Annotated in this window: 12 protein-coding genes; 5 read left to right on the forward strand and 7 right to left on the reverse strand. The window is 72.3% G+C overall.

What is annotated here, in order from left to right:
* The first annotated feature begins 278 nt into the window (after positions 1 to 278).
* Entirely contained in the window at positions 279 to 2,345 is a 2,067-nt protein-coding gene (locus ACIRPT_RS04880; RefSeq protein ID WP_403822278.1) for a SpoIIE family protein phosphatase, read from the forward strand.
* Between the two features lie 21 nt (positions 2,346 to 2,366).
* Here ACIRPT_RS04880 and ACIRPT_RS04885 read toward each other — a convergent pair whose 3' ends face one another.
* The 5 genes from ACIRPT_RS04885 to ACIRPT_RS04905 form a co-directional block, all read right to left on the reverse strand.
* Entirely contained in the window at positions 2,367 to 3,251 is an 885-nt protein-coding gene (locus tag ACIRPT_RS04885; RefSeq protein WP_403823360.1) for a serine hydrolase, read from the reverse strand.
* Between the two features lie 206 nt (positions 3,252 to 3,457).
* Positions 3,458 to 4,864: an aspartate ammonia-lyase gene (aspA, locus tag ACIRPT_RS04890; RefSeq protein WP_403822281.1), complete on the reverse strand. Its 1,407-nt coding sequence runs from the start codon at positions 4,862 to 4,864 to the stop codon at positions 3,458 to 3,460.
* 86 nt (positions 4,865 to 4,950) lie between these two features.
* A complete protein-coding gene (locus ACIRPT_RS04895; protein ID WP_403822284.1) occupies positions 4,951 to 5,982 on the reverse strand; it encodes an asparaginase in 1,032 nt (343 codons plus the stop codon).
* A gap of 20 nt (positions 5,983 to 6,002) precedes the next feature.
* Positions 6,003 to 7,490: an amino acid permease gene (locus tag ACIRPT_RS04900; protein ID WP_403822287.1), complete on the reverse strand. Its 1,488-nt coding sequence runs from the start codon at positions 7,488 to 7,490 to the stop codon at positions 6,003 to 6,005.
* Entirely contained in the window at positions 7,487 to 8,227 is a 741-nt protein-coding gene (locus ACIRPT_RS04905) for a FadR/GntR family transcriptional regulator (protein WP_403822289.1), read from the reverse strand. The genes ACIRPT_RS04900 and ACIRPT_RS04905 overlap by 4 nt, the downstream gene beginning before the upstream one ends.
* A gap of 239 nt (positions 8,228 to 8,466) precedes the next feature.
* Here ACIRPT_RS04905 and ACIRPT_RS04910 point away from each other — a divergent pair, with 239 nt between their 5' ends.
* Entirely contained in the window at positions 8,467 to 9,210 is a 744-nt protein-coding gene (locus ACIRPT_RS04910) for a hypothetical protein (protein ID WP_403822291.1), read from the forward strand.
* Here the strand turns inward: ACIRPT_RS04910 and ACIRPT_RS04915 are convergent.
* The gene (locus tag ACIRPT_RS04915; RefSeq protein ID WP_403822294.1) at positions 9,140 to 10,312 is read right to left on the reverse strand and encodes an NAD(P)/FAD-dependent oxidoreductase; all 1,173 of its coding nucleotides are present in this window, start codon (positions 10,310 to 10,312) and stop codon (positions 9,140 to 9,142) included. The genes ACIRPT_RS04910 and ACIRPT_RS04915 overlap by 71 nt on opposite strands.
* On the reverse strand, positions 10,309 to 10,620 hold the full coding sequence (locus ACIRPT_RS04920; protein ID WP_403823362.1) for a Rieske 2Fe-2S domain-containing protein: 312 nt from the start codon (positions 10,618 to 10,620) through the stop codon (positions 10,309 to 10,311). Before ACIRPT_RS04920 ends, ACIRPT_RS04915 begins: the two co-directional genes overlap by 4 nt.
* A gap of 168 nt (positions 10,621 to 10,788) precedes the next feature.
* On the opposite strand from ACIRPT_RS04920, the gene ACIRPT_RS04925 reads away from it, so the two are divergent.
* From ACIRPT_RS04925 to ACIRPT_RS04935, 3 genes are all read left to right on the forward strand, one after another.
* Positions 10,789 to 11,691: an IclR family transcriptional regulator gene (locus ACIRPT_RS04925; protein WP_403822297.1), complete on the forward strand. Its 903-nt coding sequence runs from the start codon at positions 10,789 to 10,791 to the stop codon at positions 11,689 to 11,691.
* Positions 11,692 to 11,890: 199 nt separating this feature from the next.
* On the forward strand, positions 11,891 to 14,365 hold the full coding sequence (locus ACIRPT_RS04930) for an FAD-dependent oxidoreductase (RefSeq protein ID WP_403822300.1): 2,475 nt from the start codon (positions 11,891 to 11,893) through the stop codon (positions 14,363 to 14,365).
* A gap of 132 nt (positions 14,366 to 14,497) precedes the next feature.
* The gene (locus ACIRPT_RS04935) at positions 14,498 to 15,685 is read left to right on the forward strand and encodes an aromatic ring-hydroxylating dioxygenase subunit alpha (protein WP_403822302.1); all 1,188 of its coding nucleotides are present in this window, start codon (positions 14,498 to 14,500) and stop codon (positions 15,683 to 15,685) included.
* The last annotated feature ends 28 nt before the right edge of the window (positions 15,686 to 15,713 follow it).

Raw genomic sequence — 15,713 nt, forward strand, 5'->3', positions numbered from 1 at the left:
CACCGTGCGGCGCCGCGGTCGAGGACCGGGCGGCGGGCTCCCTCACGTCAGCCTGATTCGTCGCGGGGTGCGGGGTCTCGGGGCTTCGGGAGTGGGACCCGGATCGCCGGGCGCGGACCGCGCCGCGGCCCGCCTTCACCGGCCCGCCGGTCCCGTGCTGAGCGGCCGCCGGGGTCCGGGGGGACCATGGAAGCACCGCGGGGTGCGGGCGACGCCGCCGGAGCCAGGAGCCGACGGGGCGCCGCGCGTCGCGTTCATGGGCGGAGGGAGTGCCCGGGATGAGTACAGCGGTCCCCTTCGGTTCCGCGGCCGACGGGCCGGACTCCGGGGCGCCGCAGCGCAGCGGGCTGCTGGATCTGCTCGGTGTCGCGGCGGTGGTCCTGGACGCCGAGGGACGGATCGCGCTGTGGAGCCCGCAGGCCGAGTCGCTCTTCGGCTACACCGCGCAGGAGGCGCTGGGCCAGTTCGCGGGGCGGCTGCTGGTGCACGAGCAGCACCTGGACCTGGTGGTCAAGTTGTTCACCGAGGTGATGGGGACGGGCCAGAGCTGGGCGGGAGCCTTTCCCGTCCGGCGCAAGGACGGCAGCACCCGGCTGGTGGAGTTCCGCAATATGCGGCTGCTGGACGACCGCGGTGACTTCTACGCGCTGGGCATCGCCACCGACGAGGCGACCCTGCGCCAGGCGGAACGGGACGTGGCGCTGTCCACACGGCTGGTGTCCCAGTCCCCGATCGGGCTGGCCGTCCTGGACACCGACCTGCGCTACCTGGCCGTCAATCCGGCGCTGGAGCGGATGAACGGCGTCCCCGCCGAGGAGCATCTGGGCCGGTCGGTCCGCGAGGTGCTGCCGTTCCTGGAGGTGGCGGAGATCGAGGCCGCGCTGCGGCAGGTCCTGCAGACCGGACGCCCCCTGGTCGACGAGTACACGGTGGGGCGCACCCCCGCCGACCCCGACCACGATCACGCCTGGTCGGTCTCCTACTACCGGCTCGAGGATCCCGGCGGGCGGGTCCTCGGGGTGGCCGGCCTGCTGGTGGATGTCACCGACCGGCACCGCGCCGCCACCGAGGCGGCCCGCGCCCGGCGGCGCCTGGCCCTGCTGGCCGACGGCTCGGCCCGTATCGGCACCACCTTGGAGGTGGAACGGACCGCCCGCGAGCTGGCGGACGTCGCCGTGCCCGAGGTCGCCGACGTGGCGGCGGTGGACATCCTGGATTCCGTACTGGAGGACCGCCCGCCCACGGCACCCGGCGCCCGCCCGGCCCTCTTCCGGGCCCTCGCGGTGAAGGCCGCGTACCCCAACGCGGCCGTCGACGCCGCCGACCCTCCCGGCCACCTCGCCAGCTACGGAGCCGACCGGCTGGTCACCCAGTGCGTGCGCACCGGTCGCCCCATCCTGATACGTCACGTCGAGGAGCGGGACCTCGCCCGCATCGCCCGTGACCCCGAGGCCGCCGCCCTCCTGGCCCGTGCCGGCGTCCACACCTACCTGACGACGCCGCTGATCGCCCGCGGCGGGGTGCTCGGCGCGCTCGGCCTCACCCGCGCCCGCAATCCGCTGCCCTTCGACGAGGACGACCTCACCCTCGCCGGTGAACTGGCCGACCGCGCCGCGGTGTGCATCGACAACGCCCGCCTGTACCAGAGCCTGCGCGACGCCGCCGTCACCCTCCAGCGCAGCCTGCTTCCGGACCGCCCGCCCCAGCAGAGGGGCCTGGAGATCGCCACCCGCTACCAGCCCGCCGGAACCACCATCGAGGTCGGCGGCGACTGGTTCGACGTCATCCCCCTCGTGGGCGAGAAGACCGCGCTCGTCGTGGGCGATGTGATGGGCAGCGGCATCAACGCCGCCACCACCATGGGACGCCTGCGCACCGCCACCTCCACCCTGGCCGACCTGGACATCCCACCGGCCGATGTGCTGCGGCACATCGACAAGATCACCAGCGGTCTGAACCAGTACGCCACCTGCGCCTACGCCGTCTACGACCCGCACCACGCCCGCTGCCACATCGCCGTGGCCGGACATCTGCCCCCGGTGCTGGTGCGCGCGGGCCGACCCCCCGAGCTGCTCGACCTGCCCACCGGCGTACCCCTCGGCGTCGGCGGCATCGCCTTCGAAGACACCAGCTTCGGCCTGCGCCCCGGCGACCAGCTGGTCCTCTACACCGACGGCCTGGTCGAGACCCGCCACCACGCCATCGACGAGCGCCTGGCCCTCCTCCTCCATCTGCTGGACGGCCCCGACCGGCCTCTGGAGGACACCTGCGACCGGCTCCTCGACGCCCTGCGCGATCCGGACGACCACGACGACGTCGCCGTACTCATCGCCCGGCCCCGGTAGCGCGCCCGGCGCCCCCGGCGGCTACTGCCCCGTCTCGGCCAGATCGCGCTGGATGACCCGCGCGGCACCCTCGATGGCGGCCACGCCGTCCTTCATGGTGCGGTTGCCGTGGGAGAGGACGGCCATCCCGTAGTCGTGGCCGTTGCCGGTGAAGGCGCCGACGCTGTGCACCCGCCAGCCGTGGGTCGCCCGCGGCAGCCAGCCGTTCTTGACGTGCACCGTGGCCGAGGCGGGCGCTCCGGCGGGCACGCCCCACTGCTGGTCCCGTTCGACCCGGTGCATCAGGTCGAGGGCATAGGCCCGGTCCGAGGCGGAGAGCACGGCGTTCTCCGAGGTGAGCAGCCGCATCAGCGTCAGCTCGTCGCCCGCGGTGATCTGGGTGAGCCCCCATGACCCGCCCTTGCCCGGCACGGTGTCGTGCATCTTCGCCAGGTCCAGGAACCGCTGGAAGCCGGCCGTGCCGATCCGGTGCCAGAGGGCGTCGGTCGAGGCGTTGTCCGACTTGGTGATCATGGCGGTGGCCCAGTGGGCCTCCTGCGGCGTGAGGTGGCGGTGCGCCTCCCCGGCCTGGCGGAGCAGCGCCCCGAGCACGGTGACCTTGACCACGCTCGCGGAGTCGAAGTGCGTACCGGCCTGGTACCGGCAGACGGTCCCGGTGGGCCGGTCGTAGACGGCCAGTGCCGAGCTGCCCTTGCGCCCGTCGAGGGCGGCGGCGATGTCCTGGGACAGCTTGGGCGCCAGGCCGGACTTCTCCGAGGTGCACACGACCTTCGAGCCGCCGGCCGGGGCGCTGGCGGTGCTCGCCGCGGCCGGGCTCGCAGTGTTGAGGGCCGCCAGCAGCGATCCGCCGGCCACCACCGCGACCAGCCCGCGGCGTGCGCAGCGAGAGATGCGCGATGCGTGCATAAGGAATTCCGTTCCGGCCGCCCGGTGCGGGGTGCGGCGCTCACTTCCGTTCATGGGCGACGGTGACGATACGGGGGCCGGTAGGGACCACCTCGAAGGAACAGGGCGAAATGTCCAAATTTGTCGGCGTCATCGAAATGTGACGTTCGCCAAATCGGGCACGTTTTTTCCGCCCTGTCCCTCCCGTGCCGGGCCCGCTCGTGTCCCTACTGCTGCCCCGCCAGCACCTCCGGCCGCAGCAGCGCCGCGAGCCGGTCGGCCGGCAGCAGCCCCCGCTCCAGCACCAGTTCCGCCACCCCGCGCCCCGAGGCCAGCGCCTCCTTCGCGATGGCGGTCGCGGCGGTGTAGCCGATGTGCGGATTGAGCGCCGTGACCAGGCCGACGGAGTTCTCCACGGTCGCGCGCAGCGCCTCGGTGTTGGCCGTGATGCCGGACACGCAACGCTCGGCGAGGGTGCGGCAGGCGGCCCGCAGATGGGTGATGCTCTCCGACAGCGAGTGCAGGATGACCGGCTCGAACGCGTTGAGCTGCAGCTGCCCCGCCTCGGCGGCCATGGTGATGGTGACGTCATTGCCGATCACCTCGAAGGCCACCTGATTGACGACCTCGGGGATCACCGGGTTGACCTTCCCGGGCATGATGCTCGAGCCCGCCTGCACCGACGGCAGATTGATCTCCGCGAGCCCGGCCCGCGGCCCGGAGGAGAGCAGCCGCAGATCGTTGCAGCTCTTGGAGAGCTTCACGGCGATCCGCTTCAGAACGCCCGACAGATGCACAAAGGCCCCGCAGTCCTGGGTGGCCTCCACCAGATTCGCCGCGGTGACCAGCGGCAACCCGGTGATCGCGGCGAGATGGCGGCGGGCCGCCTCCGCGTAGCCCTCGGGAGCGTTGAGGCCGGTGCCGATGGCGGTGGCACCGAGGTTGATCTCATGGATGAGCAGGGCGGCCTCGGCCAGCCTGCTCTGGTCCTCCTCCAGCATCACGGCGTACGCGGAGAACTCCTGCCCCAGCGTCATCGGCACGGCGTCCTGCAGCTGGGTACGCCCCATCTTCAGAACGTCGCGGAACTCCGTCGCCTTCGCGGCGAATGCCTCACGCAGCACCGTCATCGTCTCGAGCAGCTCGTGGACGGCGATGATCGTGGCCACCTTCACCGCGGTGGGATAGACGTCGTTGGTGGACTGGCCGAGGTTGACGTCCTCGTTGGGATGCAGATGCCGGTAGTCGCCCTTGGCGTGGCCCAGGATCTCCAGCGCCCGGTTCGCGATGACCTCGTTGGCGTTCATGTTCGTCGACGTGCCGGCGCCGCCCTGGATGACGTCGACGACGAACTGGTCGTGCAGCAGCCCCGTTTCGCGGATGTCCCGGCAGGCGGCCGCGATGGCGTCGGCCTTCTTCGGGGCGAGCAGCCCGAGGTCCTCGTTGGCCCGCGCGGCGGCCTCCTTGACGGCGGCGAGGGCGTCGATCAGATGCGGGTAGGCGGAGATCGCCGTGCCGGTGATCGGGAAGTTCTCCACGGCGCGCAGGGTGTGGACGCCCCAGTAGGCGTCGGCGGGTATGTCGCGGTCACCGAGGAGGTCGTGTTCGCGGCGGTGGCCGGCGGTGGCAGTCATGGCGCAGGTGGTCCTTTGTGAGGGAGGGAAGGGTGCGACTAACGAGGTGAGGGGAGACGGGAGTTACGGGGTCACGGGGGAGGGGGTTACGGGACGGAGACGGGCGCCAGCGCGCCCGCCGCCCGCAGCGCGCCGACGCTCTTGCCGCCCCCGATGACCGGCGCGGTGGCGAACGCGGCAAGGGTCCGGGGATCGACGCCGCAGCGCTCGAGGGCCGCGGCCGTCACCGGCATCCGCGCGCGGTCCGCGCCGTCGGCGATCTTGACGCCGACCGCCCGGCCGTCCGGCAGCGCCGCGATCCCCACCCCCTCGAACCCGTCCTTGGCGATCAGCCCGGGGATCGCGCGCATCAGCCGGGTGACGTCCCGGCCCCCGCCGGCGACCATCTCCGGATGCGCGCGCATGGCGTCGGCGACCCGCCCCTCTTCCGTCTCGGGTGCGGCGGTCGCCAGCCGTGCCACGGCCCTGGTGAGGCCGTGCAGCGATACGGAGAACAGCGGCGCCCCGCAGCCGTCGAACGTGACCCGGGCGATGCCCTGCCCGGTCAGGTCCTCGACCGTCGCGGCGATCTCCCACTGGAGCGGATGCCCGGGGTCGAGGTAGTCCTCCAGGCGAAAGCCCCGTGCGCGGGCCGTGATCAGCATCGCGGCGTGCTTGCCCGAGCAGTTCTGCGCGAGCCGGGAAGGTCCCAGGCCCCGCCGCAGCCAGTCGTCGCGTTCCGGGGCTCCGTACGGCAGATCCGGGACATTGCGCAGATCGTCCTCGCTCAGCCCGGCCGAGTGCAGCATGCGCAGGGCCGTGGCCAGATGGCGTTCCTCGCCGGAGTGGCTGGCCGCGGTGAGCGCCAGCGACGCGGCATCCAGCGGCGGCAGGCCCGCACGCAGCAGGCCGACCGCCTGGACCGGCTTCAGCGCCGAGCGCGGATAGAACGCGGCCTCGACGTCGCCCGCCTGGAACTCCACGCTGCCGTCCGCCGCCAGCACCACGACCGAGCCGTGGTGGACGCCTTCGACCAGGCCCCCGCGCACCACATGGGCGACGGGAACATGCGCCGGCTCCCGGGCGTCGGGCGGTGCGCCGGGTGTGCGACGGGGCGGCAGGGTGGTGTGCGTCATCATCAACTTCCGGTGTTCTTCGCTTACTTGGTGTTGTCGGCGCGGTCGAGCGCGGCCGCGTCCCGCAGGGTCCCGACCCGGCGCCGTACCAGGAACCAGCCGCCGGCCAGCGCGGCCGCGATCGCCGGCAGGCACAGCACGGTCGTCCGGCCGGGCCCGCCGTCCGCCCACATCAGCACCAGCACCGATGCCAGGAAGACCAGCGTCACGATCTCGGTCCACGGGGAGCCGGGGAGGCGGTAGCCGGGGCGGACGGCCAGCCCGGCGCGGGCCTTTCGCCAGAAGAGCAGATGACAGACCATGATCATGGCCCAGGTGCTCAGGATGCCGATCGCCGCGAAGTTCAGCACGATCTCGAACGCCTCGCTCGGCACCAGGTAGTTGAGGCCCACGCCCAGCACACAGATCCCGGAGGTGAGGAGGATCCCGCCGTACGGGACCCGGCTGCGGCTCATCACGCCGGTGAACCGCGGGGCGGATCCGGACATCGCCATGGAGCGCAGAATGCGGCCGGTCGAGTAGAGGCCGGAGTTGAGGCTGGACATCGCGGCGGTGAGGACCACCAGGTTCATCACCCCGCCCGCCGCGGGCACCCCCACCCGGGACAGCACGGTCACGAAGGGCGACTCGCCGGCCGAGTACGCGTTCCAGGGCAGCAGCATCGCCAGCAGGACCACCGAGCCGACGTAGAACAGCGCCACCCGCCACATGATGGAGTTGATCGCCCTGGGCATGATCTTCTCCGGCTCCGCGGTCTCCCCGGCAGTGACGCCGACCAGCTCGACCGAGGCATAGGCGAAGACGACGCCCTGGACCACCAGCAGCATCGCCAGCGTCCCGGTCGGGAAGACGCCGCCGTTGTCGGTGATCAGCGAGGGCCCGGGGGTGTGGCCGGCGACCGGATGCTGGGTGACCAGCAGGAAGATGCCGATCAGCATGAAGACGACCAGCGCACCGACCTTGACGATCGAGAACCAGAATTCCAGTTCACCGAAGATCTTCACGGAGATGAGATTCACGGTCAGCACGACCGCGAGCGCGATCAGCGCGATCACCCACTGGGGAATGTCGGAGAACATTCCCCAGTAGTGCGTATAGGTCGCCACCGCCGTGATATCGGCGATTCCGGTCGTCGCCCAGTTCAGGAAATACATCCAGCCCGCGACGAACGCCCCCTTTTCGCCGAGGAATTCCCGGGCGTACGAGACGAAGGCCCCCGACGACGGCCGGTGCAGCACCAGCTCGCCCAGGGCCCGTACGACGAGGAACGCGAAGATTCCGCAGACCGCGTACGCCACCGCCAGCGACGGCCCGGCGGCCGCGAGCCGGCCGCCCGCGCCGAGGAACAGCCCGGTGCCGATGGCCCCACCGATGGCGATCATGTTCACATGCCGGGATTTCAAGGACTTCTGGTACCCGGCATCGCCCGCGTCGACATGCCCGCCGCCGGAGTGCTCCTGCGTCCGCAGGTCCCGCTGCCGTTCTTCCTGCTGGAGGGATTGCTCGCTCACGCCTGATCCTCTTCGTCGGGGGAGGGGGTGGGCGTACGGCGCGTCGGCCGCACGATGGTGCTCAGCGTCGACTCGACGCGGGCGAGGTGGTGGGTCATGGCTTCCACCGCGTCATGCTCGGAGCGGTCGACCAGCGCCTCCACGATCGCCCGGTGCTCGCGGTTCGACTGCTCGCGCCGCCCGCCGAGCTCGTTGAGGAAGGTCGACTGCCGGGCCAGCGCATCGCGGATCTCCTCGATGACCCGCCGGAAGACCGGATTCCGCGCGGCCTCGGCGACGGCCAGATGGAAGAGGGTGTCCATCGCCACCCAGGCGGTGGTGTCGGTTTCCCGCTCCATCCGCTCCAGCAGGCGCATGAGGTGATCGAGGTCCTCGGGCGTCCGGCGCACGGCCGCGTACCCGGCCACCGGGATCTCCACATGCCGCCGCACCTCGAGCAGGTCGCTGGCCGCGTAGTCACCGAACCGCGGATCCTCGTCCGCACCGGCCGAGATGACGAAGGTGCCCTTGCCGGTGCGCGAGACCGTGAGGCCCATCGTCTGCAGCGCCCGCAGCGCCTCCCGGAGCACGGGTCTGCTCACCTCCAGCCGTCGGCACAGCTCCGCCTCCGACGGCAGCTTGTCCCCGACCGCGTAATCACCGCGCTCGATGGCACCGCGGAGATGGCTCAGCACGGCTTCCATGGCGCTGACGCGCCTGGGCATCTCGCCAGCTGTCTGGCTGTCTGACAGGTTCACCCCGGGATAGTCGGCCGCCTGAGGGCGGGGTGTCAAGGGGTGTGCCGGTGCTCGTTCGGCGGAGCGCACGGCGTGGCGGGCGGCGAGGGGCGGGGGCACAGGGGGCAACCGCCCCGCGGTGGGCGCCGGGTGGGGGCGGCGAGAGCGCTTTCGCGTGCAGCCGTGCGCCCTGTCCATATGCCGGACCCGGCCGCCAGCATGGGCACAGCAGCGCCCGCGACCGGCTCGGAGGCCGCCCGATGGACGTCACCACCCTCACCCAGCTCTCCGACGACGCCTATGTACGGCTTGTCCTCGACAATGCCCACCCTCCGGCACGTGACGGGGAGACCTGGGAATTACTCATCAGCCCCACCTTGATCGACCGCACCCGCGACACGCTGTCCGGCCTGGTGCAGCGCAATGTCTCCGCCCTGCGGAAACGAAAGGCCGAGCGCGAGGCATTCCAGGCCGCGTGCTTCGCCCGGGGACCGGCCGGGAAAAAGGACTGGTTCGATACGCGGAACGATTACGAGGAATGGCGGCACCGCGCCGCGAATTTCGCCCGTACCGTCCAGAACGCCCTCGCCGACGTCAACCGCGCCAAGCGCGACCTCAACCGCACCGCGAACCACAGCGTGGCCCAGGAGCACCGCGAATGTCTGCGCAGGCTGGCCCTCGCGGTGCAGCGGCACCAGGCCGCGCACGCCCGCGCCGGGCGCATCGCGGAGCGGCCGGACCATGAGCTGTGGCGGGCCCTGGACCGGATCATGGTGCCGATAGGCCCGGACAGCGAGCCGACGCCGCTGCGCACCATGCTCGATGTCTATTGGACCGATGCGGCACCGGTGGACACCGCGACCGGACAACGCACCGGCGCGGGACGAGCGGGGCGGTCGGCGCCGGTGCCCGCGGCGAGCGGGGGTGTGCCGCCTACGCGCCCGTCGGCTGGGTCGTGCGGGCGAGTTCGCGGCGCAGGCGCTGGAAGGGGCGGGGGCGGTTGACGGCGAGGACGGCCGTGGTGCGGCCCTCGCGTTCGTAGCAGGCCAGGAAGCTGCGGTCGTCGGGGGAGCCCTCGAGGACGCGGGGCGTGTCGGCGGCCCGGCGGTGGCCGGCGAACTGGAGGCGTACCCCGTATTGGTCGGACCAGAAGTAGGGCACCGCGCGATGGGTGGCGACGGTGCGGCCGGCAAGGAGGTTGCGTACGGCGACGGTGGCCTGTTCGGTGGCGCTGGTCCAGTGTTCGGCGCGGGTGCCGTCCACTGTGGCCACGTCGCCGACGGCCACGACGGTGGGAAGCGGGGTGACGCAGCCCGCGTCGCAGCGCACCCCGTCGTCGAGCGGCAGCCCGGAGCCCGCGAGCCAGTCGGTGCGGGGGCGTACGCCGATGCCGACGACGACCACGGAGGCGGGCAGCAGCCGCCCGTCGGTCAGCTCGACTCCGGTGACCCGGTTGCCGGGCCCGTCGCAGCGCAGGTGGGCGACGCCGGTGCCGGTGAGCAGCCGGACATCGTGGTCCGCGTGCAGGGAAGCGCAGAACCGGGCCATTTCGGCGCCGAGTTGGGGGACGAGGGGGAGCGGGGCGGCCTCGACGACGGTGACGTGGTGGCCGAGAGCGGCGCAGGACGAGGCGACCTCGGCGCCGATGAAGCCGCCGCCGATCACCACGACGTCGGCCGCGCCGCGGGTCAGGTCCGCGCGCAGCGCCTGGGCGTCGTCGAGGGTGCGCAGGGTGTGGGTTCCGGCGGGGGCCGGGCCGGGGAGGCGTCGCGGGGTGGCTCCGGTGGCGATGACCACGCCGTCGGTGACCAGGGACCGGCCGCCGTCGAGGAGCACCGTGCGCGCGCCGGTGTCGAGGCCGGTGGCGCGCGTGCCGAGCAGCCACTCGGCGTCGAGTTCGGTGGTCTCTTCGGCGTCGGCCAGGGCCAGTTGGCCGTGGTTGGCGGTGGCGCCGGTGAGGAAGTCCTTGGACAGCGGCGGGCGGTCGTAGGGGTGGTGGGGCTCGTCCCCCACGATGACCAGGCGGCCGTCGAAGCCCTGGGCGCGCAGCGCCCGCGCCGCGTACAGCCCCGCCAGCGAGGCACCGATGACGGCGATCGACTTCATGCGGCGATTCCTTTCCCGGCGGTGCGAGGGACGGGGACGCGGGGGTGCGCCGTGCGGTCCGCGAGGGGCGGGGGAGGGCGGTGCCCGGCCCGAGGGGCGGGCGGCCGGGCCGGGGCTCCGGCACGGAGATCGAATGAAGCGGCGCGCAGCGGGCAGCCGACCAGACACCCCTTCAGCCGGCCGCCGGAGCGTGCGGCGTCCTGGTGGGGACGGGTGTCGTCGATGGCGTACGGCTCTCCGTCGGCGTGGCAGACGTCGATCGGAGGAGCGAAATCGATGCGGCAGACGGAAATCACACGGCCCCCCAGTTGCTGTTCGGCCTGTTCGGGCCGATCGGCCTGTTCGGCGAAGAAGCGTTTCGCAGTGCGCACGGTGGAGCGTTATGCGCAACAGAATCCCGGTGGGGGAGAGGCGCGTCAAGGGCTCTCCGCCAACGCCGCCCAGGGACCGGGGCGCCGGGCGGTGGATCCGGCCGGATGACGGACATGACGGCGGACACGACGGCGGCCGCGGCAGTGGGCACGGCGGCGGGCACGGCCGGGGTATCCACGGTGCACGGTGCCACGGATCCGGCGGCGGAGGCGGCAACGGCCCGGCGGGCCACGGAGAAGCCGCCGAAAGGGCCGGTCAGCGCGGTACGGTCGGTGGACCGGGCGGTCACCGTCCTGGAGATCCTCGCCCGGCACGGCGAGGCCGGGGTGACCGAGGTCGCCGACGAGCTGGGCGTGCACAAATCGACCGCGTTCCGGCTGCTCGGGGTGCTGGAGAACCGGGGGCTGGTGACGCAGGAGCAGGAGCGCGGCAAGTACTACCTCGGCGCGGGGGTGTTGCGGCTGGCCGGCGCGGCGGCCGTGCGGCTGGACATCTCGCGGGAGGGCGCGGCGGTCTGCCGGAGCCTCGCCGACGAGCTGGGCGAGACGGTCAATATCGCGGTGCTCGACAACAACGCCGCCGTCAACATCATGCAGGCGCGCGGCCCGGCCTCGGTCACCGCACAGAACTGGCTCGGCCGGCGCACGCCGCTGCACGCCACCTCCAGCGGCAAGGCGCTCCTCGCCCACCAGCCGGAATCGGTCCAACAGGCCGTACTGGCAAGGGAATTGACCCGGTTCACCGAGCGGACGATCATCTCGCCGGCCGCGGTGCGCCGCGAGCTGGCGGAGGTGGCCGAGCGGGGATTCGCGGTGGCGATCGAGGAGCTCGAGCGCGGACTGCGGGCGGTGGCCGCGCCGGTACGGGCGCGCGACGGCGCGGTCGTCGGGGCGATCAGCGTGTCGGCGCCCGCGTACCGGCTGGCCGAGGAGCGGCTCGCGGAGGTGATCAAACGCACCGTCGCCGCCGCCCGGGAGCTGTCGCGGCGGCTGGGATGCGCGTGGTGATCGGGTGACGGGGGTTGCCGATGTGGATGCGGGGCCGGAGCGGACGAACCGGCCCCGCATCCGCGTCCGCGGCCGTGACCAGCCGATGACGAAGAGTCGGACCGGACCTCTTGACGCTGCCGAGGCGGCACTCCCACGATGTCTCTCATCGCGCAACCAGTCGTGCACAGCGCAACACTGGGCCGGCAGGAGGAGGGCCATGTCCCGTACGCCCGCAAAGAGTTCCCGTGTGGTGGTCATCGGCGCCGGCATCGTCGGCTGCTCGCTCGCCGACGAGCTGACCGCCCGTGGCTGGACCGATGTCACCGTCCTCGAACAGGGCCCGCTCCCGGCGCCCGGCGGCTCCACCTCACACGCCCCCGGCCTGGTCTTCCAGACCAGCCCGTCCAAGACCATGACCGAGTTCGCCGCCTACACCGTCCGGAAGTTCGGCTCCCTCCAGGTGGACGGACAGTCCTGCTTCGATCAGGTCGGCGGCCTGGAAATCGCCACCACCGAAGCCCGCTGGGCCGATCTGCACCGCAAGGCCGGGCTCGCCGCCTCCTGGGGCGTACGCGGCGAACTGCTCACCCCGCGGCAGTGCAAGCAGCTGTGGCCGATGCTGGACGAGACCAGGCTCCACGGCGGCCTCCACACCCCGGACGACGGCCTGGCCCGCGCCCTGCCCGCCTGCCGCGCGCAAATGGCCCGGGCCGAGGGCCGCGGCGCCCGCTTCCTGGAGCGGCACACCGTCACCGGCATCGAGCGGGCGGACGGCCGCGTCACCGGAGTCGTCACCGACCGGGGCACCTTCCCCGCCGACCATGTCGTGACGGCCGCCGGCTTCTGGGGCCCGGTGATCGGCGCGCTGGCCGGAGTCGACGTACCCCTGCTGCCGCTCGCCCACCAGTACGCCAAGACCGAGCCGCTGCCCGCACTCGCCGACGCCAACGATCCCCGTGCCCGGGCGGGCAGGCCGATCCTGCGCTTCCAGGACCGCGACCTCTACTTCCGCGAGCACACCGACACCGCCGGGAGCCGCCTGGGGATCGGCTCCTACGCCCACCGCCCGATGCCCGTCGACCCCCGCGCCGTGCCCGCCTTCGACGACGCGCCCGTCATGCCGTCCTCCCTGCCCTTCACCGAGGACGACTTCGCCCCGAGCTGGCAGGACAGCATCGGGCTGCTCCCCGCCCTGGGCGAGTCCCGGGTGGCCGAGGGCTTCAACGGCGTCTTCTCCTTCACCCCCGACGGCATGCCGGTCCTCGGCGAATCCCGCGAACTGCGCGGATTCTGGCTGGCCGAGGCGGTCTGGGTCACCCACTCCGCGGGCGTCGCCAAGGCCGTCGCCGAATGGATGACGGACGGCCGCCCCGCCACCGACATCCACGAGTGCGACCTCGCCCGCTTCGAGGACGCCCAGCGCTCACCCGCGTACATCGCCGAGCGCGGCGCACAGAACTTCGTCGAGGTGTACGACGTCATCCACCCGCTCCAGCCGATGGAGCGGCCCAGGCCGCTGCGCACCAGTCCCTTCTACGCCCGCCAGCAGGAGCTGGGCGCGTACTTCCTGGAGGCCGGCGGCTGGGAGCGCCCGCACTGGTACGAGGCCAACGCCCCGCTCGCCGAGGGGCTCCAACTGCCCGAGCGGGACGCCTGGTCCGCCCGCTACTGGTCACCGATCGCCGCGGCCGAGGCCCGGGCCACCCGCGAAAAGGTCGCCCTGTACGACATGACCCCGCTGCGCAGGCTGGAGGTCACGGGCCCGGGAGCGCTGGACTTCCTGGACCGTATGACCACCAACAACCTGCGCAAGAAGCCCGGCGCGGTCACCTACACCCTGCTCCTGGACGAGACCGGCGGCATCCGCTCCGATCTCACCGTCGCCCGCCTGGCCCCCGACCGCTTCCAGGTCGGCGCCAACTCCCCGGCAGACCTCGACTGGTTGCTGCGGCACGCGCCCGGGGGAGGAGCCGAGAGCGGGGGAGGAGTCCACCTCAAGGACATCACCTCCGGCACCTGCTGCATCGGCGTCTGGGGGCCGCTCGCCCGCGACCTCGTCCAGCCGCTGACCCGCGACGACTTCTCGCACGAGGGCTTCGGCTACTTCCGCGCGAAGCACACCTACCTCGGCCATGTGCCGGTGACGGCGATGCGGCTGAGTTACGTCGGTGAGCTGGGCTGGGAGCTGTACACCACCGCCGACCTGGGACTTCGGCTCTGGGACACGCTGTGGGAGGCGGGCCGCGCGCACGGCGTGATAGCGGCCGGCCGCAGCGCCTTCAACAGCCTGCGCCTGGAGAAGGGCTACCGGGCCTGGGGCACCGACATGACCGCCGAGCACCACCCGTACGAGGCGGGGGTCGGCTTCGCCGTCCGCCGGGACAAGGACTTCGTCGGCCGGGCCGCGCTGGAAGAACACGGAACCCCCGCCCGCAAGCTCACCGCGCTCCTCCTCGACGACCCCGCCGCGCACGTCCTCGGCAAGGAGCCCGTGCATGTCGACGGAGCCCCGGCCGGCTATGTGACCAGCGCCGCCTACGGCTACACCCTGGGCCGGTGCATCGCCTACGCCTGGCTGCCGCCGCTCGGCACCGGCACCGGCGTGGACATCGAGTACTTCGGCCGGAAGGTCCCGGCGACCGTCGCCGACGAGCCGCTCTTCGACCCGAAGATGACCCGTATCCGCCGCTAGGGCGCGTCCGGACACGTCCTAGCGGCGTCGTCCTCTGGCCCCCGTTCGACATCGAGCACTTCACCCCCTCCCCGCGCTTCGCCGGGGAGACCCCCGGCCGGCCCGCCGCAGCGGCCGTTTGAGGAGGGCACCATGATGACCCCGTCCACGACGACCACCGCCGTCACGAGCACCCCGGCCGCGCCCCCGGCCGCGCCCCCGGCCGGCCCCCCTGCCGCCGCCCCGAGCCTGATCGCCACCCTCGCCGGCCACTACTACACCGACCCCGAGATCTTCCGCCAGGAACAGGAGAAGATCTTCGAGCGGCTGTGGTTCTGCGCGGTGCGCGGCGCCGACCTGGACAAGCCCGGGGCGTTCCGTACCGTACGCGTCGGCCGGGAGAGCGTCCTGATCACCCGTAACCGCGCCGGCGAGCTGCGCGCCTTCCTCAACATCTGCCGGCACCGCGGTGCGCAGCTGTGCACCGAGGAGTCGGGCGAGGTCCGCCGCAACCTGCAATGCCCCTACCACGCCTGGACCTACGACCTGGACGGCCGTCTGGTGGCCGCCCCCAATCTGCAGAAGATGCCGGACATCGACCGTGGCGAGCGCGGCCTGGTCACCGTCCCGCTCCGCGAATGGCTCGGCTATGCCTGGGTGTGCCTGGCCGACGAGCCCCCGTCCTTCGAGGAGACGGTGATCGACGCGGCCGTCGAGCGGCTGGGCGACCCGGCCGCCATCGACCGCTACCGCACCGAAGGGCTCGCCCTGGGCAAGCGCCTGACGTACGACGTCCGCGCCAACTGGAAGCTCATCGTCGAGAACTTCATGGAGTGCTACCACTGCGCGACCATCCATCCCGAACTGACGGATGTCCTGCCGGAGTTCGCGGACGGCTTCGCCGCGCAGTACTACGTCGGCCACGGTGCCGAGTTCGCGGCGGAGGCGCAGGGGTTCACGGTGGACGGCGGCGCGGGGTTCGGCCGGCTGCCCGGCATCGAGGACGGGCAGGACCGCCGTTACTACGCGATCACCGTCCGGCCGCAGGTGTTCGTCAATCTCGTTCCGGACCATGTCATCGTCCACCGGATGTTCCCGATGGCCGCCGACCGCACCGTCGTCGAATGCGACTGGCTGTACCTGCCCGAGGTCGTCGGATCCGGGGCGGATGTCTCCCGCTCCGTCGAACTCTTCCACCGGGTCAACACCCAGGACTTCGACGCCTGTGAGCGCACCCAGCCGGCCATGGACTCCCGTGCCTACCGGGACGGCGGCGTGCTCGTCCCCAGCGAGCACCACATCGGGGCCTTCCACCGCTGGGTCACCGAGCACCTGGGCTGAGATCGGCGCAGGTGGGGACCCGTTCCGG

This window comes from Streptomyces sp. NPDC101227, assembly GCF_044767545.1.
Lineage (GTDB): Bacteria > Actinomycetota > Actinomycetes > Streptomycetales > Streptomycetaceae > Streptomyces.